Below are 20,659 nucleotides of genomic sequence, written 5' to 3' on the forward strand. Positions count from 1 at the left end.
AATGTTCGAGTATGAGTTCATGCGCAACGCCTTCATGGCCTGCACGATCGTAGGGATCGTCGCCGGGGCCGTGGGCTATTTCCTGGTGCTGCGCGGCGAAACCTTCGCCGGCCATGCCCTGGCGCATGTCGGCTTTCCCGGTGCCACCGGGGCGGCTCTGATCGGCCTGTCGCCCTTTGTGGGCTTCACCGTCTTTACCGTTCTGGCCGGCATCGGCATCGGCCTTTTGGGCGAGCGCGCCCATCGCGACGTCGCCATCGGCATCGTGCTAACTCTCTCGCTCGGCATCGGCCTGCTCTTCTTGTATTTCTACAAGGCCTATGCTGGCGCCGTGACCAATCTCCTTTTCGGCAATGTGCTTGGGGTCAGCCTGGGCACGGTCTGGGTGCTGGCCGGGCTCGGCCTCGCCTGCCTGATCGGCCTTGCCGTCATCGGACGGCCCCTCCTGTTCGCCAGCCTGCAGCCCGAGCTCGCCGAGGCAAAGGGCGTATCGACCGCGCGCATCTCGGCGCTATTCATGGTGATCGTCGCCCTGGCCACGGCCGAAGCGATGCAGATCGTCGGCGTTCTCCTGGTCTTTGCGTTGATGGTCGCTCCTGCCGCTGCCGCCATGCAGATCAGCCACCGTGTCCATCAGGGGTTGATCATCTCGATCGCTCTGGCGGTCGCCATCGCCTGGATGGGCCTGATCCTGGCCTTCTATACCGATTGGCCCACCAGCTTCTGGATCACGGCATTGGGGGCGCTCGCCTATCTTGCCGCTGGGCTGCTGACCCGCAAGCGCTGGCGCTGACCAGGCGTCATCGTCCCCCGGAGGGTATCGCTGCCTTCTCCATGACGTCGGCGAGGACCTCGAAAATACGCTTGTCGGCCGATTGCGCCACGTTGAAGCGCATGAAGCTGGTAGCGTTGTGCGAGACGCTGAAGACGTTGCCTGGCGCCATCACCACGTCCCGTTCCAGGGCCTTGCGGGCGATCATCGCCGAATCCAGGCCCTCGGGCAGTTCGGCCCACAGGAACATGCCGGCCTGGGGCTCCAGCCACAGGCGCAGGCCGCAGGCCTGCAGCCTTTCCGCGGTCACGGCCATCGCCTTGGCGAGGCGCGGTCGCAGCCCTTCGAGATGGCGACGATAACTGCCATCGGTGAGCAGGCGCAGCGTGGTCTGGGCCGCGACATCGCTGCAGCCGATACCGGTGGCAAGCGCCAGATCCGTCAGCCCTTCGATCCAATCGGCACGTGCCACGATATAACCGCAGCGCAAGGCGGCCGTCAGCGTCTTGGAAAAGCTGCCGAGATGAATCACCCGCTCGAAACCATCGAGCGCCGCCAGCCCCGGCGAAGGCCGGGCTTCGAAATCGGCGAAGATATTGTCCTCGACCAGAATGAAATCGTGCTGCTCGGCCAGTTTCAGCAGGCGATGCGCCGTACCCACGCTCACCGTTGCGCCGGTGGGATTATGCAGCACCGCATTGGTCAGATAGAGCTTTGGGCGATGCTCGGCGCACAGGCTGGCGAAGCGCTCGAGGTCCGGCCCCTGGCGCGTATAGGGCACGCCGATGATGCGCGCCCGCTGAGCCTGCAGCAGGGACTGGAAGTTGAAATAGCACGGATCGTCGACCAGTACGGCATCGCCCGGCTCGATCAGGAAACGGCAGACGAGATCGATGGCGCGCGACCCTGAATCGGTCAAGAGGATCGCAGCAGGTTCCACTTCCAAGCCCCGCTCCGTGAAGCGGCGGGCCAGATGCTCGCGTAGCGGCCATAGGCCCTGGGGCACGCTATAGGTCGAGATATTGGCGGTCTCGTCGCGTGCCACCGCGCGAAGCCCGCGTCGGACCATATCCTCGGGCAACCAGGAATCGGGCAACCAGCCGCAGCCGGGATGCAGCGCGCTCATCTGCTGGGTCAGGGACTGACGGTAGATCCAAAGGGGATCGATGGCGCGATCGAGGCTCGGCCCGCTCTCCGCCAGGGCGAAGGGACGAATACGGCCTGCCGCAAAGAATCCCGAGCCGGGCCGCGCTTCAACGGCGCCTTGCGCCACAAGCCGGTCATAGGCCTCGACGACGGTCGATTTCGACACGCTCTGCCGTTCGGCCAGCCGACGGATGGACGGCAGGCGCGCGCCGGGCGCCGTGGCAATCAGACGGCGGATCTCCGCCATCGTCGCATCGATCAGGGTTGAACCGCCGACTTGGTTCAGCATCCGTACCCCTCCATGACCCAGTACAGTTTAGATCAATTGTACTGGCCCGTCCCTGTCTTCGCCAGCCCCTTTCTGAGACAAGAAGCAGGACAGTCGAGGACTTCCTCCCGAAGGAGGCAATCGACCCAGGGCCGTTCGCCGGCAGAACGAACAAAATACGGAAAGATGCGGAAATGGACGACAAGTCGGCAGGCTGGCTCAACGGGTTCCTGGGCGTGGCGATCTTTTCGGGATCGCTGCCAGCGACACGCATCGCGGTGCACGATCTCACCCCCCTCTTCCTGACCACCGCCCGTGCCGCCATCGCCGGCCTGCTCGGCATCGTCCTGCTGCTCGTCCTCAGGCAGAAATGGCCACGCACTTCACAGATCGGCTCGTTGAGCCTGGTCTCCATAGGTTGCGTGGTCGGCTTTCCCCTGCTGACGGCACTTGCTCTGCAGAGCATCACCTCCTCGCGTGCCACCGTCTTCATCGGGTTGCTGCCGCTTGCGACCGCCATCTTCGGCGTATTGCGCGGGGGCGAGCGCCCTCGGCTCGGCTTCTGGCTCTTCTCGATTGCCGGTGCCGCCATGGTTGCGGCCTACGCCCTCAGTCAAAGCACGGCCGGCAATGCGCTCGGCGATGGCTTGATGGTGGCCTCCGTCCTGGTCTGCGGCCTCGGCTATGCCGAAGGCGCCCGGCTGTCGCGCGATCTCGGCGGCTGGCAGGTGATTTCCTATGCTCTCGTCTTGTCCCTGCCGGTGATGTTGCCGCTCGCCCTGTGGTGGCAACCAGCCGATCCCAGGACCATCGGCTGGCCGGCGCTTTCGGCTCTCGTCTATGTCTCGCTGTTCTCGATGCTGATCGGCTTCGTGTTCTGGTATCGCGGCCTCGCCCAGGGGGGCATCGCCGCCGTCGGCCAGTTGCAGCTGCTGCAGCCCTTCATGTCGCTGGCCCTGGCCGCGTTGCTGTTGCACGAGCAGGTCGGGCTGGCGGTGTGGGCCGTCGCAGGAGGCGTGGTGGTCTGCGTCGCCGGCGCCAAGCGCTATGCCTGATCTGACCCTGACGCCAACGCCCGCCTCCATGCGTGACGTCGATCCAGAAGAATCCCGCCGCTTCCCCTGCGGCGGAGCGCCCCCGGGAAGCGTGATTTCCGCAACTAGGCCCGCTCTTTCAAGCGGGCTTTTTTTGCCCTCATCGACAAGAGCGTGAGGCATGTGCTGCAACGACCAGTCTCCACGGCAGCGGAGAGCAATACGGCACGGCCATGAATAGCCGGTCTATCGGCTCAAGGTTCCCAGGCCGTCGGCGTTCAAATAGTCGACCGTCATCACCTTCGGATTGGCCTCCTGCCCCGAGAATTTGACGGAAGACAAGGAGCCTTCCGGGGCGTTCTCGCCGCCAGGGCTCATCGCAAACATGTCTCCGTCCCAATGGCGGAGCGGGAATCTCATCAGGCGCGGCCCGAGCACCAACACCAGATGATCGCCCTCCACCTCGACCGCGGCGGCTTCGAGATATAAATTGGTGTATTGGCCGGCATAGTTCGCGAGATTTCGTGCGGGCTTGGGACGCGCCGGCGGCGCGGCACCCGCAAGATCCCCGATCGGTTTGAAGAAGCCCATCATGCGCTGATGCGCAAGGCCATACCAGTCCCGCGTTTCCTCGCCATATTGCACGATGTCCATGAAGCGCGCCGCAATGGCCTCGGCGGCGCCGACCGGTGCACCATTGGTCAGGACCACGATGCCCACATCGGCCGAGGGCAGAATCTGGAAGGTGGTGCCCGCCCCCAGGAGGAAGGCGCCAGAATGGCTCATGGAGGTTCGGCCGTTGGCATTGACGTTCACGTTGAAGCCGTAGCCGTAGAAGCCGGTGCGTGCGTCGAGCGCATCGCCACGCCCATTCACCGCCTGGGGCGTGAGTGCTGGCAGGATGGCCTCGGGGGTCATCAGCGTTTCGCCGCCGTGCTTGCCGCCGGCAAGCAGCAATTGCAACCACTTTGCCAGTTCCGTGACATTGGAGGAAACCCCTCCCGCCGGGGCCTGCTCGTCGGGATTGCGGTCATAAAGGGGCTTGAACTCGCCGCCCACGAAAGCATGCAGGACGGCGCGGTTCGGCTGCGCCAGGAAGGCCTTGTGGAGGTAGCTGGTCGACCGCATGCCCAGGGGCTGGAAGAGCAGGCGATCGGCCAGGACTTCCCAACGCTCGCCCATGGCGGCGGCAACCGCTTCGGCCCCGATCGTCGTGCCGAAATTGGCGTAGTGATAGGAGGTTCGGAAGGCGTCGAGCGGCATCAGCCTGAGCCGTGGGATGATGTCCCGGCGTTCGAAGCCGAGATCCTCCAGATCATCCCCGGCCGCTTCCGGCAGGCCCGAGCGATGGGCGAAGAAATCCCCGATGGTGGCCTGGTTCGAGACATAGTCGTTCCCCAGCCTGAAATCGGGCAGATAGGCGCGGACGCGATCGTCCCAGTTGATGGGCTTGCCAGCTTGCGCGCTCTTGGTCATCGCGATCGCGGCCACGGTGGCGGAAATGGATTTGGAAACCGAGGCGACCTGGAACACCGTAAATTCATCGACCGGCCGGGTGGCATCGCCCTTGACACGTTCGCCATACCCTCTTGCGAACACTGTCTTCCCGCCATGCACGACGGCCACGGCAATGCCGGGCACATGCGACTTTGCCCTGATATCGCGAACGATGTCCGGCAGCCGGCCGACCGCCTTGTCGATGCCGCCCTTGTAGAGCGGCATGGCATCCTGCGGCGGCGAAGGGCCGAGATCGGGCTTGAGCGATTGCGCGACCGCCATTGCCGACAACGTCATCGAGCTGGCGACGATGGTTGCCGCCAGCGAGCGCCGAAACCGAGAGGCCGCTTTACTACCCTGGTGACACATCAGCATAGCCGAATTCTTTCGATTGCCTTGGAAAGACTCCGACTACCCTGCCCCTTCCAGTTTATTTTTGCCAGCGCGAAATAGCCTGCCAGCCTGTATTCAATCAGCATCGCGCGCTGTACGAAAAATACTACGAATTCAGCATGAAAGATGCGCCTGATTGCCGGCACGACAACTTTCAAAAACCATGAGGCTGCTGCCTCAATCAGAGCCTTGTACGGAGCCGGTCAAACGATGGCCGGGATCCGCATGCCTAGCTTTCCGGGCATGCATTACACCGCATGATGGGCGATGGCCTGGACCATCTCGTCAATGTCATGATCGTGGATTTCATGCCCTCCCCCTTCAATCCGGTGCAATCGCGCATGTGGCACGACCTTTGTGAAGGCCTCCCCGTGCGCGATGGGAAACAGCGGATCGGCCGTGCCGTGGATCGCAAGAACCGGCATATCGAGATCGGAAGCCTGCAGCCCTGCAGGCCCCTCTTCACGCACCAGCGCGAAATGGTTGGTGGCGCTGGCAAAGGACGGCGCCCGGGCCATGTCGCGGGCGATCAGCGCGCTTGCGGCCCCGGCATCATGCGGATGCCGGGTGCCAGCAAGCATGGCCGCATCGCGGCGCAAGAAATCGGCGATGGCCTCGAGGTCGGACCAGTCAACTCCCTCGGCTGCTGCGGAATGCTCCTGATAGGCTGTGGTCGAGGACGGCAATCCCTTGACCGCGAACGGCGATGTGCTGATCAGGGTGAGCGTCCGCACACGCCGGCGATGGCGCAATGCGGCCTCCTGCGCGACGAAGCCGCCCATCGACATGCCGACCAGATGCGCCGTTTCCAAGCCGTAACTGTCGAAAATGGCTATCGTATCGTCTGCCAGATCGCTGGGCGAGTAGCCGGGCTCGCCTTGTGGATAGTGAGTGGAAAGCCCGGTGTCACGCTGGTCGTAGCGGATCACATAGCGCTCACGACCCGCAAGTTCTTCACACAACCGGTCTGGCCACCACAGCATCGAAGACATCATCCCCATGATCAGCACGATGGGTGGGCTGGAGGCGACACCGAAAGCCTGGGTCTGGAGATCAGCCCCTTTGACTTCGACGACCTTCTCGGTAACCAGGCATGTGGCCCGTTCCATGAACGCGATCCATCTGATTGCAAATTGCAACTGGATTTCAGATTGCACATCTGATCCTATTGTGCAATCAGTTTGTAACGGAGGCTGTGGGTACGCGCCCAGGCATGGGGTGCTGCCCCCGCCAGCGACCGAGGAACTCAGCAGAGAGACGAACTTTCGTAGCCAAGACAAAAGCGGGTGGGTCTGATGGCGTTGCAATGTGCTGATTTTTATGACGCGGAATTATCGCGGCACAACCGGCACTTGCGGGCTGCCGCCAGGGTCGGCAAACGCGACCGAGTGCTCGATATCGGTTGTGGTGCAGGCCAGACCACGCGCGAGGCCGCCAGCATCGCGGTGGAGGCGAACGTGGTCGGCGTCGATACGTCTGCCGAGATGCTGGAAATCGCGCGGCGGCGTTGCCTGGAAGCTGGGCTGGGAAACGTCGTGTTTGAACGGGGCGACGCGCAGCACCACGCCTTCCCAGCCTCCAGCTTCGATTTGTGCATCAGCCGATTCGGCGTGATGTTCTTTGCCGATCCAGCGGTGGCCTTTGCCAATATTGCCCGCGCGCTGCGTCCGGGCGCGCGCCTTGTGTGGATGGTGTGGCAGAGCCAGGAGGCCAACAGATGGTCTGGTGCCATCAGGCAGGCACTGGCCCCGGGAGGCGTGCTGTCCATCGACGCCGGCAAGCCGTTTTCGCTCGGGGATCCCGCCGTGGCGACAGCGCTTCTGAGCACTGCGGGCTTCATCTCGATCGACTTTACCGAGGTGAACGAGCCGGTCTTCTACGGGCCGAATGTCGACGCCGCGTTCGATGCCCTCACCGGCCTCTATCTGGTGAAGGACACGCTTGCGCGCACGGATGAAACACCGGATCAGCCGCTGCAGCGGCTGCGTGACTTGCTGGACGCCCATATGACGACCGACGGTGTGCTTTTCGATTCGCGTGCATGGATCATCAGCGCCGAGCGGGCGAGTGATTAGGCGGGGCTGACTGGGTGCTCGCAGATCGCGATCAGGCATTCCTCCTTGCCGTCGCAAGGCTTTGGCGGTTTAGAAGGGGAAGCAAAGGACTTTATTCCCCCGATGACCTCTCGCGAATTGCCGATATTACTGCGCCGCCGCACCGCAACGACCATCGGTGCCGTCATTCTCGGCCTAGTCGCCCTCGCCTTCACCTGGACGGCGGACCAGGCCGCGAAACTATTCGAATTGATGGTGGACAAGGCCCCCTACGCACCGCTGCTGGTGACGCCCTTGGGGCTCGCTCTCCTGGCCTGGCTCACACGGCGTTTTGCGCCCGCGGCCCGCGGCTCCGGCATCCCCCAGGTGAGCGCCGGCGCCCGCGATCCCCAGCATGCCGTCGTGGCGGGCCTGATTTCCATGAAGGTCGCCGCCTTCAAATTCGTGGCGACGATCGGCGCCATCCTGGTCGGCGCCTCGGTCGGCCGCGAGGGACCGACGGTGCAGATCAGTGCCGCCCTCATGGCTTTCATGCATCGCCTCCTGAAGATCGATCTTTCGCCCGCCGTGATCATCGCCGGTGGGGCGGCGGGGGTCTCAGCCGCCTTCAACACGCCGCTCGCCGGTATCGCCTTCGCCATCGAGGAACTCGCCGCTTCCTATCACCAGCGCCTCGCCTTGCTGGCCATGGCGGCCGTGATGATCTCGGGCCTCGTCAGTCTCGGCATCGCCGGTGACTACATCTATTTCGGCTCCGTGCACGAGGCGCTGCCGCTCGGCGCCGCCCTGCTCATCGCGCCGCTGGCCGGCGTGATCGGCGGTATCACCGGTGGCCTGTTCTCGCGGCTGATTCTGGCCTTCGGCGCCACCGCCCTCTCCCCCATTGCGGCCCTGCGCCGCCGGCCCATCTGGCTTGCCCTGATTTGTGGCCTCCTTGTCGCGATCCTTGGTGTTCTCAGCCAGGGCGCAACCTGGGGCACCGGCTATGAGGTCGCCCGCCGCTTGGTGGAATCCCATGCCGAACCCTTGTGGTTCGGACCGGCCAAATTCTTCTCGAGCCTGATCACCGTGCTGTCGGGCGTGCCGGGCGGCATTTTCGCGCCCTCGCTCGCCACCGGTGCCGGCGTCGGCAATCTGATCGCCCTTGCCTTTCCCGGCCAGCCGCTCGGTGCCATCGTGCTGCTCGGCATGATCGGCTATTTCGTCGGCGTGGTGCGGGCACCGCTCACAGCCGTCATCATCATTTCGGAAATGTCGGACAGCCGCGCCATGGTACTACCGCTGCTGGCCACCGCCATCATCGCCGACGGCATCTCGGCTCTCATCTGCCGGGAAAAGCTCTACCACGCTCTGGCCAAACCCTTTCTGCCGCCAGGCAAACGAATAGATGGCGACGAAGTTAAGGCCTGATTCAGCTTGTTGCCGAATTGTAATGATCGAAGCGAGATCAATGGCTTTTCTCAATTTCCTTCAACAATTTTTAAGCGAGCCCCCCTAGCCTGCAGCTTACATGGTCATTCGAATTGTGTGAGCGTACCCATGACCGAAACTCTTCGCCCTCGGGTGAAATATGTCATTGGCCCCGACGGCAGCCCCCTGACCGTCGCGGACCTGCCGCCGCCTGGTACCCAGCGATGGGTGATCCGGCGCAAGGCAGAAGTGGTTGCCGCCGTACGTGGCGGACTTCTCAGCCTCGAGGAGGCCTGCAACCGCTATGTGCTGACTACCGAGGAATTCCTGTCCTGGCAGGCCTCGATCGACCGCCATGGCCTGGCGGGCCTGCGCACCACGCGCATTCAGCATTACCGGCAATAGATCTGGGATCAGGCCGTCCGGCCTGCTCTTTCCGCTTGCAGCGGATACGACAGTCCAAGAGCAGATTGCGATGACCAAAAGTCGCAACCTGCTCTTTTTTTATCGGACGGCGAGCCACGCATCCACCGCCTATAATAGCCAGTTGGTCTGCGAGATCGGGTTCATGCACCCCGCACAAGGGGTCTTGGCGTCATACCACGTCTCGAAGATGCTGACCGGTCGAAGCATGACCTTCCTGGAAACGCAGGCGTCCTCGCCCGCTCTTTAAAGCGCTCCGACTGGCGAATCGGAGGAGCAGACGAGGACGCCAGCGACGCCACGAATAGACAACGTCCGGACGCCTTGGGGTTGGCCTGTCCAGCACTGTGAACGCTTCGCTGTCGTCTGCCCATCGCAGGGATTTCCGCTGGGTGCACCGACGTCGGGGCCCGGAAGAATTCGAACGCGCTTACGCCGGAAATGGCCCGGAACTTGCTTGACTGGGGGCCTGTTCACCCAATCGCAGCGATTGCATGAAGACCGTCCCACGGCAAAGGCCCAGCGAGAACGCGACGTCGAGCGGAGGCATGGTCGTCGCGCCGCACTGGCTCGCCACAGAGGCCGGAGCAAAGGTCCTCAAGCGGGGGGGCAATGCCATCGAGGCGCTGGTTGCCGCAAGCGCGTCACTCTCGGTCCTCTATCCACATTTTTGTGGTCTCGGCGGGGACGCGGTTTGGCTGGTTGCCGATCGCACGGGCACTGCCACCGTCTTCCTGGGCATTGGCCAGGCGGCGAGGTTCATCCCCGATCTGTCTGTCATCCCGCTTCGCGGGCCGCTTTCGGCCATAACGACGGCATGCCTGGTCGACAGTTGGGGACAAGTCCTCGATTACTCCCACAGCCACTGGCAGGGCCGATTGTGCATCGCCAGCCTGCTCGACGACGCCGTCGCGCTGGCACAAAACGGCTTCGACGTCAGTCCTTCTCAAGAATTCTGGCATCGTTTCCGCGGAAGCGAGGTCACGCAATGGCATGGCTTCCAAGGGGTCTTCTTCCGGAACGGCATACAGCGCCAGCCGACTTTGGCGAGTTCGCTGCGCGCCATAGCCGATCACGGCGTGCGCGAGTTCTACGAAGGCGAGCTCGGCGCGCGCATCGCGTCGGGCCTCCGAACCGCCGGTTCACCCCTGACTGCTGCGGATCTCGCCAGCACCCGCACACTCCGTGAGCAGCCACTGGCGCAAAGCTATCGCGACGTGACCCTTCTTGCGCCGCCGCCGCCGACGCAAGGCGCGACGACGCTCGCCATCATGGCTGTCTTGTCTTCCTTCGATTTGGGCCGGCTCGACCCTGCCTCGGCCGAATTCTACCACCTCCTCGTGGAAGCCGTGAAACAGGCCTTCCTCGATCGCCCGTCGATCGTCGACCCCGCCTTCACAGACGTGAATGTCGCGCAGTTGCTCGATGGGCGCCGACTGGCTGCGAAGGCACGCTCTATCGATCTGGACAGGGCGTTGCCTTGGCCGCACCCCTTCCAGACCGCCGACACGGCCTTCCTGGCAGCGACGGACAGCGCGGGCAGGAGCGTTGCCATGCTGCAGAGCCTCTATTTCGACTGGGGCAGCGGCGTCGTCGCCGGCGACACGGGCATCCTATGGCAGAACCGCGGCGCGGCCTTCAGCCTCGATCCAGCGAGCCCGAACTGCATCAGGGCCGGTAAGCGTCCCTTCTACACGTTGAACCCCGGCATCGGCTTGAAGGACGGGCGCCCCTGCCTGCTTTACGGCACTCAAGGCGCCGACGGACAGCCGCAGACCCTCGCTCTGCTGCTGTCGCTGCTGATCGACCACGGGCTCGATCCGCTTGCGGCCCTATCCCGGCCGCGTTTCCTTCTGGGGCGCACCTTCTCGGACAGTCGCGACAGCCTGAAGATAGAGGCCCATGCCGGAGGTTCGCTCATTGCCGAGCTTGCAGACAAGGGACATCAGGTGGGCCGGATCGAACCCTTCAGCCAACTCGGCGGACATGCCGGCATCATTCGCCTGCGACCTGACGGGACGATCATAGCCGCGCATGATCCGCGCAGCGATGGCGGGGCGATTGGCCTTTGACGATGGACATTCCCCCAGCTGACCTGTTTATCCGCAATGCCCGCCTGCCGACCAGTGAGGAGCCGGTAGACTTGGCGATACGCGACAAGTCGATCGCCGCGATCGGTCGAGAGCTTCGTTGTGAAGCGATTGAAATCGTAGACGCCGAAGGTGCGCTGGCTTGCAGCGGCTTCGTCGACAGCCACATCCATCTGGACAAAGCTTGTATCCTCGATCGCTGCCGCATCTGCGAGGGTACCTTGGCGGAGGCGGTGCGCGAGACGGCAAGAGCCAAGGCGTCCTTCACCGAGGCGGATGTCTATGCACGGGCCGCTCGTGTCGTCGAGCAGGCCATCATACAAGGCACCATGGCGATGCGCAGCTTCGTCGAAGTCGATCCGCGGGCCGGGTTGCGCTCCTTTGAAGCCGTCAAACGCGTTCGCCGGGATTACGCGTTCGCCATCGATATCGAGATCTGCGCTTTCGTGCAGGAAGGGCTCACCAACGAGCCGGAAACGCTAGGTTTGTTGAATGAGGCCCTGGCGGACGGAGCGGATCTGGTGGGTGGTGCTCCCTACACCGATCCTGATCCGGCTGGACAAATCAGCCTGATCTTCGACCTCGCGCAAGCGCACGGCGTCGCTGTCGACTTCCATCTTGATTTCGATCTCGCACCCGAAAAGAGCAATCTGCCCGTCGTCCTGAAGGAAACGATACGACGCGGTTGGCAGGGGCGCGTCTCGCTCGGACACATGACGAGCCTTTCGGCGCGGCCGTCGCATGAAGTTGAAGCGATCGCGACAGGGCTCCGGGAGGCCGGTATTGCAGTGGTGGCCCTGCCAGCCACCGACTTGTTCCTAAATGGCCGCGAGTATGAGCGACTGGTGCCGCGTGGGGTCGCTCCGACCCATATTCTGGCTTTGAGGGGTGTGAATGCCTCGATCGCCACCAACAATATTCTCAACCCCTTCACGCCATTTGGTGATGCCTCACTCCTTCGCATGGCGAACCTCTATGCCAATGTCGTTCAACTTTCGCGCACCGAGCATCTACGGCTCATCTTCGACATGATCGGTCCCCTTGCAGCGCGCGGAATGCGGCGCGCATCCGGCCTATCGGTCGGAGCGGCAGCCGACATCGTACTGATCGACTGCGTGACGCCCGAACAGGCGATACGCGAGAACAGCCGCGTGATACGTGGCTGGAAGCGCGGTCGCCCGACATTCCGTACGACGAGGCCGGAGATCATTCGTTGAGGATAATGATGTCGCCGGGCTGCTAAGCAGGAAGCAGTCGAGTTTCCCCAGCTAGAGCAAAGCGCGTTTGGACGGAAACGATTGTTTGCTCTAACTCTCTGGTTCGACACGTCTTTGCGATTCCTGGCGATTCCGCCAAATCGCAACGCTCTAGCTCCGCAGATCCTTGCGCAAGATCTTGCCGACATTGGACTTCGGCAAATCATCCCTGAATTCCACGAATTTCGGCACCTTGTAGCCGGTGAGATGCTGCTTGGCATAAGCACGTACGGCCTCGACCGTCAAAGTGGGGTCGCTCCTGACCACGAAGGCCTTGGGCGCCTCGCCGGCCGCGCCATCGGGGACACCGATCACCGCCGCTTCCTTGATTCCCGGCATCTTGGCCAGCACGTCCTCGACCTCGTTGGGGAAGACGTTAAAGCCCGAAACTAGGATCATGTCCTTGCGCCGGTCGACGATATGGAAATAGCCGGAAGCATCCATCACGGCGATGTCGCCGGTGAGGATCCACTCACCGCGCATCACCTTGGCCGTCTCGTCCGGCCGGCGCCAATAGCCGGCCATCACCTGCGGCCCGCGCACGGCCAGTTCGCCTGGCATGCCCAGCGCCACCTCGTTGAAATCATCGTCGACGCATTTGACATCGGTGTCCGGCAAGGGAACGCCGACCGCGCCGTTGTGCCCCGAGCCGAAAGGGTTGAAGCAGACGACCGGTGACGTCTCGGTCAGGCCGTAGCCCTCCCCGACCGGCACGCCAACGCTCTTGTGCCAGCGCTCGGCCACCGCAGCCTGCAGCGCCGTGCCGCCGGCAATGCAGACCCTGAGATGGGGCTTGGGCATGGACGTGAACCAGGCCTCGTTGAGCAGGCCGTTATAGAGTGTGTTGACGCCGGTGATGTAGCTGACCGGATAGTTTTCGAAAGCCTTGCGCAAATTGCTCAAGGGACGCGGATTGGGCACCAGCAGCACATGAGCGCCCCGCGCCGTGAAGGTGAGGAAATTCACCGTGAAGGCGAAGATGTGATAGAGCGGCAGCGCCGTCATGATCACGTCGTCCCGCGTGAAGGCACCGCCCCCGAAGGCCAGCACCTGCATGACGTTCATGACCAGGTTGCGATGGGTGAGCATGGCGCCCTTGCTCACGCCGGTGGTGCCGCCCGTATATTGCAGGCAGGCAGTCGCCGAAGAGTCCATACCGGCGGTGATGTCGGCAACCTTCAGGCCGCGTGCGAGCTTGGCCTGGCCAAGCGCCAGGGCCTGCTTGAGGCGGACATGCGGGAAGGTCGCGGCCGGGATCTCCTTGCGCACGTGTTTTTGCACCAGGCCGATCACGGTGCGCGGCAAGACCGGGAAAAATTCGGCCGCGCTGATCATGACCACATGCGGCACCTTCACCGTCGCGAGGGTCTTGGCCGTGCGGTCGGCGAACATGTCGATCACCACCAGCACGGAAATGCCACCATCGGCGAAGACCGCACCGGCCTCCTCGGCCAGGTAGAGCGGGTTTACATTGACCAGCACGCAGCCTGCCTTGAACACGCCGAAAGCGACCACAGGATAGGCGAGCCCGTTGGGGGCCTGGATGGCCACGCGCGAGCCGGGCGGCAGTTTCAGCTCGCCATGCAGATAGGCGGCGAACTGATCCGACAATCGATCGGCCTCGCTATAGCTGAGCGAACCGTGCATACCGTTGGGCATGACGCAGGTGTAGGCCGTCTTGCGCGGGGTCTCGCGTGCGCTCTGGACGATCATGTCCCCCAGCAATCTGTAGGGCACTTCCCCGACATGCGGTTTCATGTCTCCGTCATAAGCTGCCAACCATGGCCTTTGCGCAGACGAAACCGCCGTCATGATTCCTCCCAACCCGTTTATGGTTGGCGATATCATGACGGAATTGTCGCGGTGGGCAAGTTGTACGACGGCAACGCACATTAATTTGGCGGGACGAAGTAGAATTCCGTGGTCAGGCCCGACAGACGTTCGGGACGCTGCTTGTCTCCCGTCGCTGCCTTCACATCGGCCGTCACTCTTTTCATCAGCGTCTCGACCTCGACGCCCGGCGCACCGACATTGGCAAGGAAGGCCTGCGTAAAGGGGCTGTTTCGCCCAGTGCCGTCGGCGGCCACGTCATTGGGCTGGGTGGCGAACACCACGAGCGTATCGGGCGAATCGACGGTGAGGCGGGCAAGGCCGCGCGTCTCGGCATAGGCACGATTCTGCGCCTTGAGCTGGGCCTTGAGGGCGTCGGCGAACGGATTGTTGCGGCAGCCATCCAGGAAGACCAGCGTGGTCTTGGCCTGCGAATCCACGGTGTGCAGCAGACGCTGCAACGACACGTTGAACTGCTGGACGTCGAACAGGCTGCGCACCCTGGTATCGACGGGCAGCAGCCAATTCTCGCCATCCACCTGCATGGCATGGCCAGAATAATAGAAGACGGCGACATCGGCGCCCTGCGCCTTGGCGACGAACCGGTTCACCGTGTCGGAAAAGCCCGACAGGGTGAGATCATAGCCCGTCACCACGTCGAAGCCGAGCTGCTGCAAGCGGGCACTGACATCGGCGGCATCATTGTGGGGATTGGCAAGAGCCGCCTGCGGATAGGCGCCGTTGCCGATCACCAAAGCGACGCGGCGCTGTGCCTTGATGGCGGCGAGCGCGCCGGCCGCAGGCGCCGCAATGGTGCCCGGTGAGGGAACAGACGCCGCAGCACCGGCCTTTTCGACGTCGGCCAACAGGTCGCGCGTATTCAGGAAATCAGATTTCTGGGCAAGAATGTTGCGGAAATCCGCCGCGGCCAGATCGAGCTTGCCCAACTCCTTATAGGCCTGCCCCCTGCCATAGCGCGCGTTCAGATAGGACGGATCGAGCTCCAGCGCCTTGGTGAAATCGGCGACCGAGCGCTCATAATCCTTCTTCATGCCATAGGCGCCGGCCCGCCCGCTCAAGGCAAGGATGGTCTCCGGCTTGAGGGCCAGGGCCCTGTCGTAGTCGGCAATCGCTTCGTCGAAACGCTTGCCGATCATATAGTTGTTGCCGCGATTGACGAGCGCATTGACATAGCTCGGATTGAGCTTGAGCGCCTGGGAGAGATCCGAGATCGCCCTATCGGTCTGCTTGAGTTCGGCATAGACGTTCGCGCGGCCGCTATAGGCGTTGAAGAATTTCGGATTGATGCGGATCGCCTCGCTATAGCTCTTGATCGCCTCCTCGTAGCGGCCCTGGTTGAAATAGACATTGCCGCGGCCGTGTTGGGGATTGGCATCGCGCGGATCGAGCTTGATGGCCAGCGCGAAATCCTTGAGGGCGAGATCGTTTTCGCCGCGCCAGAAATGGACGTTGCCGCGACCGACATAGGCGGTCTCGTTCCCGGCATCGAGACGCAGCGCCTCGTTCAGATCGGCCAGCGCCTCATCATAACGCTGCAGGCTGACATAGGCGTTGCCACGATTGGAAAAGGCATAGGTGCGAAACTGCTTGAGCTTTCCCTCGGGCAAATCGAGGAATTGGGTGCAGGCCTTGACGCTAGCGGCTGGATCCTTCCCGATAGCCCGGCAGACCTGCCAGATCGGCTCGACAGCGGCCGCGTTGGCCTTGGTCATTGCCGGCGCCGCCAGCAGAGCGCAGACCAACAGCGCGGCCGAGGCAAGCTTCTTCGCAAGCTTCATGGCAATCACCTCGTTCATGAAATGACATGATGAAATCAATGGCTTGCGCGGGCTGTTCCACGCACAACACCAGACCATGCCCGAACTCGGCATTGCTGTCCAAAACGAAAGGATGGGCCTTGGCGGAATGCAAGACCCATCCTTGCTTTGCTTGCGAAACGGTCTCGCGCCCGGAATCAGCCCATCTTGACCATGACGTGGCGTGCCACAGTGTAGTCCTCCAGGGCATACATCGACAGGTCCTTGCCATAGCCGGAGGACTTGACGCCGCCATGCGGCATCTCGCTCACCAGCATGAAGTGGCAGTTCACCCAGGTGCAGCCATATTGCAGGCGCGAGGCCATCTGCATGCCCCTGGAAAGGTCGCGCGTCCAGACCGAGGACGCCAGGCCGTAGTCGGAATCATTGGCCCAGCCCAGGGCTTCCTCGACATCGTCGAAGCGTGTCACCGAGACCACCGGCCCGAACACCTCGCGACGCACGATCTCGTCGCTCTGCAGGGCCCCGGCGACCACGGTGGGTTCGTAGAAGAAGCCCTTGCCGGCCGCTTGATGGCCGCCGGTGGCGATCTCGATATGCTTGTGCTCGGTAGCCCGCTCGACGAAGGAGGCGACGCGCGAACGCTGGCGCGCGGAAATCAGCGGGCCGATGTCGTTCTCATCGTCATTGGCCTGGTTGTATTTGAGGCTCTTCACCGCGCCGGCAAGATCAGCGACCAGATTGTCGTAGATCTTGCTGCCGGCATAGATGCGGCAGGCGGCGGTGCAGTCCTGGCCGGCGTTGTAGTAGCCGAACAGCTTGACGCCCTCGACCACGGCCTCGAGATCGGCATCGTCGAACACGATCACCGGCGCCTTGCCGCCGAGTTCGAGATGGGTACGCTTGACCGTCTTGGCGGCGGCCTGCAGAACCTTCTTGCCTGTGGCGATGTCGCCGGTCAGCGAAACCATCGAGACCTTGGGATGATGGATCAGGGCATTGCCGACACTCTCGCCGCGTCCAACCACCACATTCACCACGCCTTCCGGGAAGATCTCGGCAATGCTGGCCGCGAGCTTGAGCAGCGTCAACGGCGTCTGCTCGGAGGGCTTGATCACGATGGTATTGCCGCCCGCCAGCGCCGGCGCCAGCTTCCAGGCCGCCATCATCAGGGGATAGTTCCAGGGCGCGATCGAGCCGACCACGCCGACGGCATCGCGCCGGATCATCGAGGTGTGTCCAGCCAGATATTCGCCGGCCACCAGCCCGTGCATGTTGCGCACGGCGCCGGCGAAGAAGCGGAAGCAATCGACGACGCCGGGTATCTCGTCCTGCAGCACGCGGATGCGCGGCTTGCCGCAATTGAGCGCCTCGAGCGTGGCATAGGCCTCCGCATCCTTCTCGATCGCATCGGCAAGCTTGAGCAGGAGAGCCGACCGCTCGGCCGGCGTGGTGCGCGACCAGCCGGCGAAGGCCGTGGCCGCCGCCTCCACCGCCTCGTCGACCTGCTCGACGGAGGCCTCGGGAAGATCGATCAGCGTCTCCTCCGTCTTGGGATTGAGTACTTTCTCCGGTGCCTCGGTGCCGGGCACGAATTTCGACCCGATCAGCATTTTGGTGTCGAGCATGGCAATCTCCTTGGGTCAGGGCGGATGTGAAGGCAGGGCTGAGGGCGGCATGCACCATGCCTTACCCTCCTACGGGAAGTGATCCTGATGGGGTGCATGGCTGCCGCGGCGCCCCATCGCTTGCAATCGGGGCCTGTACCTATTTCCCCGAACCAGCAACGTTCTCGCCCTCGCGGGTCAGGTAATAGGCCGCGAGAATGGGTATGGCGGTGACCAGGATGACGATGACGGCGACGACATTGGTGACCGGTCGCTGGCGCGGCCGGATCAATTGCTCGAACATCCAGATCGGCAGGGTCTGCTGCTGGCCGGAGGTGAAGGTGGTGACGATCACTTCGTCAAAGGACAGAGCGAAGGCGAGCATGCCACCCGCCAGCAAGGCGGTGCCGATCGAGGGCAGCACCACATGGCGGAAGGTCTGGAAACCGTCGGCTCCCAGATCCATGGACGCCTCCATCAGCGAGGGCGACAGCCGGCGGAAACGGGCGACCGCATTGTTGTAGACAACCACGATACAGAAGGTGGCGTGGCCGAGCACGATGGTCCAATAGGAAAAAGGAATGCCACCTTCGTGAAAGGCCGTGCGCAGGGCCATGCCGGTGATGATGCCCGGCAAGGCGATCGGCAGGATCAGCAGCAGGGAGATCGACTCCCGGCCGAAGAAGCGGGTGCGCGAGAGCGCCGCCGCCGCCAGCGTGCCGAGAATGATCGCCAGCAGGGTGGAAAGCAGCCCAACCCGGACGGAGAGCGACAACGCCGCCCAGACATCCGGGCGCTCCCAGGCCACACCGAACCATTTCAGCGTCAGGCCCGGCGGGGGAAACTGATAGCTGTTTTCTTCCGTGGTGAAGGCATAGAGGATGATGAAGACCAGCGGGACGATGAGGAAGGCGAGCGAAGCGCCGGCGGCAACGCGCAGGCCGAAGGAAGCACGATTCTCAGTCATGGCAGCCTGCCTCGCGGACTTGTCGGAGATCACAGCGCATCGAAGGCTCCCAATCGCTTGGCGACGGTCAGGAACACCGCCATGATCACCACCGGGACTACGGAAAAAGCTGCGGCGAGCGGAATGTTGCCGGCCGTGCCCTGCTGGACATAGACGACCTGCCCAAGGATGAGCGATGAGGGCCCGACGATCTGCGGCACGATGTAATCGCCCAGCGTCAGGGAGAAGGTGAAGATCGCGCCCGCCACCAAGCCCGGAAAGGCCAGCGGCCAGATCACCTTGCGGAATGTCTGCCCCGGGCTGGCACCGAGATCACCGGAGGCCTCGATCAGCGTGGCTGGCACCCGCTCCAGCGCCGCCTGCAGCGGCAGGATCATGAAAGGCGTCCACAGATAGAGGAACACCAGGATCATGCCTGTATAGCTTACCGACAGGGAGGGGCCGCCGACCACGGGCAGTGCCAGCCAGGCTTCGAGCAAACGGCCGAGGCCGATCCCGTTCATGGCCCAGCCGACGATGCCTTCCTTGGCGAGCAGCAATTTCCAGGCATAGACCTTGACGAGATAGCTCGACCACAGCGGCATCATCACCGCCAGATAGAAGGCGGCCTTCATCCGCCCCCTGGCGTAGCGGGCAGCATAATAGGCGATCGGAAAGGCAATTATCGCCGACAGCACCGTCACCACCGCCGAGACGGAAAGCGTGCGCATGATGATGCTGAAATTGGCTGGCGAGAACAGCTGGCCATAGGTGCTCAGGGTCGGCTCGCGCACCACCACGCCGGAGAAATCGTCGATGGAATAGAAGCTCTCCATCAAGAGCATGAAGAGCGAGCCGAGATAGACGACGCCGAGCCACAGCAGGGGTGGCACCAGCAACAGCATGAGATAGAGCCCGCGCCGCCTGACCAGCAGGTCGGAAAAACGTCGCAACAGTCCGTCGGCAGGGGCCGCGATGGTGACTGGCGTACTCATGCGCCCTCCATCACATGCAGGGCTTGAGCGGAGAAATTCAGCCGCACGGTCGCTCCTTGGGCCGGCATCCCGGCCGTCGCTGAAGCCGGAATGGCTGCGATCAGCCGGCCACCGGTCTCGGCCGCCAGTTCCACGCGGTTGACGGCACCATGATAGAGGATCTGGGTGATCGTGCCGGTGATGGTGATGGTGTCGGCCGCTGGACTTGTCCCGTCGACAAGCAGACCGATCTTCTCCGGCCTCAGGCTGGAGGGCTTGTCGATACCGAGCCAGGCCTTGGTTTGCGCCGGTTCGATCACATTGGAGCTGCCGACGAAATCGGCGACGAAGCGGTTGCTCGGCCGCTCATAGATTTCCTGCGGGCTGCCGACCTGGGCGATGCGGCCATCGTTGAAGACGGCAACCCGGTCGGCCATGGACAGCGCCTCGCTTTGGTCATGGGTAACGAACACGAAGCTGAGGCCGAGCGAACGCTGCAGCGATTTGAGCTCGCTTTGCATCTCCTCGCGCAGCTTGAGGTCGAGCGCGCCGAGCGGCTCGTCGAGCAACAGCACCTTCGGACGAACCACCAGCGCGCGAGCCAGCGCGACGCGCTGACGCTGGCCGCCCGATAGCTGTCCAGGCTTGCGATCCTCCTTGCCGGCGAGCTTGACCATGGCGAGGGCCTCGCGCCCCTGTCGATAGCGCTCCTGCCTGCCGATGCCGCGGATCATCAGGCCGTAACAGACATTGTCGAGAATGTTGAGATGGGGAAACAGGGCATAGTCCTGGAAGACGGTGTTCACCGGCCGGCGATAGGCCGGCATGCCTTCCACATGCTCGCCGAAGATCTCGATATGGCCGGCCGTAGGCTGTTCGAAACCGGCGATCAGTCTCAGACACGTCGTCTTTCCGGACCCCGAAGGGCCGAGCATGGCGAAGAACTCACCCGGCGCAATGTCGAGATTGACACCGTCGACGGCCTTGACGGCGCCGAAATGACGCTCGACGCCTCGGAAGGAAACGGCGGGTATGGTGCTTGGCTCAGCCATGGGGCGTCCCGATGCTTGCAAAGTGGGTTCTTGCAAAGTGGATCCTGGATGCGTCGCAGAATATGACGAGCACCCCAGCCGTACCGAAAAGGGCACGACTATCCTTCCCCGGTTTCGGGGAAGATGGCG

The 20,659-nt window shown here is 63.1% G+C and carries 16 protein-coding genes; 7 read left to right on the forward strand and 9 right to left on the reverse strand.

All coding sequences use genetic code 11. From position 1 onward, the window contains the following. The first annotated feature begins 1 nt into the window (after position 1). A complete protein-coding gene (locus ACZYTC_RS28425) occupies positions 2–793 on the forward strand; it encodes a metal ABC transporter permease (RefSeq protein WP_488991118.1) in 792 nt (263 codons plus the stop codon). A 7-nt stretch (positions 794–800) separates the two neighbouring features. On the opposite strand, the gene ACZYTC_RS28430 is transcribed toward ACZYTC_RS28425, so the two are convergent. Beyond that, entirely contained in the window at positions 801–2,207 is a 1,407-nt protein-coding gene (locus tag ACZYTC_RS28430) for an aminotransferase-like domain-containing protein (RefSeq protein ID WP_488991119.1), read from the reverse strand. 173 nt (positions 2,208–2,380) lie between these two features. Between ACZYTC_RS28430 and ACZYTC_RS28435 the strand changes: the two genes are divergently transcribed. Continuing rightward, on the forward strand, positions 2,381–3,241 hold the full coding sequence (locus ACZYTC_RS28435) for a DMT family transporter (protein ID WP_488991120.1): 861 nt from the start codon (positions 2,381–2,383) through the stop codon (positions 3,239–3,241). Positions 3,242–3,466: 225 nt separating this feature from the next. Here ACZYTC_RS28435 and ACZYTC_RS28440 read toward each other — a convergent pair whose 3' ends face one another. Next, on the reverse strand, positions 3,467–5,014 hold the full coding sequence (locus tag ACZYTC_RS28440) for a serine hydrolase domain-containing protein (protein WP_488991121.1): 1,548 nt from the start codon (positions 5,012–5,014) through the stop codon (positions 3,467–3,469). A 344-nt stretch (positions 5,015–5,358) separates the two neighbouring features. Next, positions 5,359–6,267, reverse strand: a complete 909-nt coding sequence (locus ACZYTC_RS28445) for an alpha/beta fold hydrolase (RefSeq protein WP_488991122.1) — start codon at positions 6,265–6,267, stop codon at positions 5,359–5,361. Positions 6,268–6,405: 138 nt separating this feature from the next. Between ACZYTC_RS28445 and ACZYTC_RS28450 the strand changes: the two genes are divergently transcribed. The 5 genes from ACZYTC_RS28450 to ACZYTC_RS28470 all read left to right on the forward strand — a co-directional run bounded on the left by ACZYTC_RS28450 (position 6,406) and on the right by ACZYTC_RS28470 (position 12,304). After that, complete coding sequence (locus ACZYTC_RS28450; protein ID WP_434959790.1) at positions 6,406–7,185, forward strand: class I SAM-dependent methyltransferase; 780 nt, start codon at positions 6,406–6,408, stop codon at positions 7,183–7,185. 102 nt (positions 7,186–7,287) lie between these two features. Continuing rightward, entirely contained in the window at positions 7,288–8,574 is a 1,287-nt protein-coding gene (locus tag ACZYTC_RS28455; protein ID WP_488991123.1) for a chloride channel protein, read from the forward strand. Between the two features lie 129 nt (positions 8,575–8,703). Next, positions 8,704–8,979 (forward strand): CtrA inhibitor SciP, encoded by a 276-nt coding sequence (sciP, locus tag ACZYTC_RS28460; RefSeq protein ID WP_068297942.1) that lies wholly within the window; start codon positions 8,704–8,706, stop codon positions 8,977–8,979. 512 nt (positions 8,980–9,491) lie between these two features. Further along, the gene (locus tag ACZYTC_RS28465; RefSeq protein WP_488991124.1) at positions 9,492–11,069 is read left to right on the forward strand and encodes a gamma-glutamyltransferase family protein; all 1,578 of its coding nucleotides are present in this window, start codon (positions 9,492–9,494) and stop codon (positions 11,067–11,069) included. A gap of 2 nt (positions 11,070–11,071) precedes the next feature. Beyond that, positions 11,072–12,304: an amidohydrolase family protein gene (locus ACZYTC_RS28470; RefSeq protein ID WP_434959793.1), complete on the forward strand. Its 1,233-nt coding sequence runs from the start codon at positions 11,072–11,074 to the stop codon at positions 12,302–12,304. A 150-nt stretch (positions 12,305–12,454) separates the two neighbouring features. Here the strand turns inward: ACZYTC_RS28470 and ACZYTC_RS28475 are convergent, their stop codons facing one another. From ACZYTC_RS28475 to ACZYTC_RS28500, 6 genes are all read right to left on the reverse strand, one after another. Beyond that, positions 12,455–14,101, reverse strand: coding sequence for an AMP-binding protein (locus ACZYTC_RS28475; protein ID WP_488991125.1), 1,647 nt, complete (start codon positions 14,099–14,101; stop codon positions 12,455–12,457). Between the two features lie 134 nt (positions 14,102–14,235). Then, on the reverse strand, positions 14,236–15,972 hold the full coding sequence (locus tag ACZYTC_RS28480; RefSeq protein ID WP_488991126.1) for a tetratricopeptide repeat protein: 1,737 nt from the start codon (positions 15,970–15,972) through the stop codon (positions 14,236–14,238). Positions 15,973–16,148: 176 nt separating this feature from the next. Next, positions 16,149–17,579, reverse strand: coding sequence for a gamma-aminobutyraldehyde dehydrogenase (locus tag ACZYTC_RS28485; RefSeq protein WP_434959796.1), 1,431 nt, complete (start codon positions 17,577–17,579; stop codon positions 16,149–16,151). Between the two features lie 139 nt (positions 17,580–17,718). Beyond that, on the reverse strand, positions 17,719–18,525 hold the full coding sequence (locus ACZYTC_RS28490) for an ABC transporter permease (RefSeq protein ID WP_434959797.1): 807 nt from the start codon (positions 18,523–18,525) through the stop codon (positions 17,719–17,721). A gap of 29 nt (positions 18,526–18,554) precedes the next feature. Continuing rightward, complete coding sequence (locus ACZYTC_RS28495) at positions 18,555–19,499, reverse strand: ABC transporter permease (protein ID WP_434959798.1); 945 nt, start codon at positions 19,497–19,499, stop codon at positions 18,555–18,557. Continuing rightward, positions 19,496–20,530, reverse strand: coding sequence for an ABC transporter ATP-binding protein (locus tag ACZYTC_RS28500; protein WP_434959799.1), 1,035 nt, complete (start codon positions 20,528–20,530; stop codon positions 19,496–19,498). Before ACZYTC_RS28500 ends, ACZYTC_RS28495 begins: the two co-directional genes overlap by 4 nt. Between the last annotated feature and the right edge of the window lie 129 nt (positions 20,531–20,659).

The sequence above is a fragment of the Labrys sp. F242 genome (assembly GCF_057813875.1).

Bases quoted from the DNA above. Each gene is read 5' to 3' on its own strand.
- ACZYTC_RS28425 (WP_488991118.1), top strand. From the start codon at position 2: ATGTTCGAGTATGAGTTCATGCGCAACGCCTTCATGGCCTGCACGATC.
- ACZYTC_RS28430 (WP_488991119.1), bottom strand. From the start codon at position 2,207: ATGCTGAACCAAGTCGGCGGTTCAACCCTGATCGATGCGACGATGGCG.
- ACZYTC_RS28435 (WP_488991120.1), top strand. From the start codon at position 2,381: ATGGACGACAAGTCGGCAGGCTGGCTCAACGGGTTCCTGGGCGTGGCG.
- ACZYTC_RS28440 (WP_488991121.1), bottom strand. From the start codon at position 5,014: ATGACGTTGTCGGCAATGGCGGTCGCGCAATCGCTCAAGCCCGATCTC.
- ACZYTC_RS28450 (WP_434959790.1), top strand. From the start codon at position 6,406: ATGGCGTTGCAATGTGCTGATTTTTATGACGCGGAATTATCGCGGCAC.
- ACZYTC_RS28455 (WP_488991123.1), top strand. From the start codon at position 7,288: ATGACCTCTCGCGAATTGCCGATATTACTGCGCCGCCGCACCGCAACG.
- sciP (WP_068297942.1), top strand. From the start codon at position 8,704: ATGACCGAAACTCTTCGCCCTCGGGTGAAATATGTCATTGGCCCCGAC.
- ACZYTC_RS28465 (WP_488991124.1), top strand. From the start codon at position 9,492: ATGAAGACCGTCCCACGGCAAAGGCCCAGCGAGAACGCGACGTCGAGC.
- ACZYTC_RS28470 (WP_434959793.1), top strand. From the start codon at position 11,072: ATGGACATTCCCCCAGCTGACCTGTTTATCCGCAATGCCCGCCTGCCG.
- ACZYTC_RS28475 (WP_488991125.1), bottom strand. From the start codon at position 14,101: ATGAAACCGCATGTCGGGGAAGTGCCCTACAGATTGCTGGGGGACATG.
- ACZYTC_RS28480 (WP_488991126.1), bottom strand. From the start codon at position 15,972: ATGAAGCTTGCGAAGAAGCTTGCCTCGGCCGCGCTGTTGGTCTGCGCT.
- ACZYTC_RS28485 (WP_434959796.1), bottom strand. From the start codon at position 17,579: ATGCTCGACACCAAAATGCTGATCGGGTCGAAATTCGTGCCCGGCACC.
- ACZYTC_RS28490 (WP_434959797.1), bottom strand. From the start codon at position 18,525: ATGACTGAGAATCGTGCTTCCTTCGGCCTGCGCGTTGCCGCCGGCGCT.
- ACZYTC_RS28495 (WP_434959798.1), bottom strand. From the start codon at position 19,499: ATGAGTACGCCAGTCACCATCGCGGCCCCTGCCGACGGACTGTTGCGA.
- ACZYTC_RS28500 (WP_434959799.1), bottom strand. From the start codon at position 20,530: ATGGCTGAGCCAAGCACCATACCCGCCGTTTCCTTCCGAGGCGTCGAG.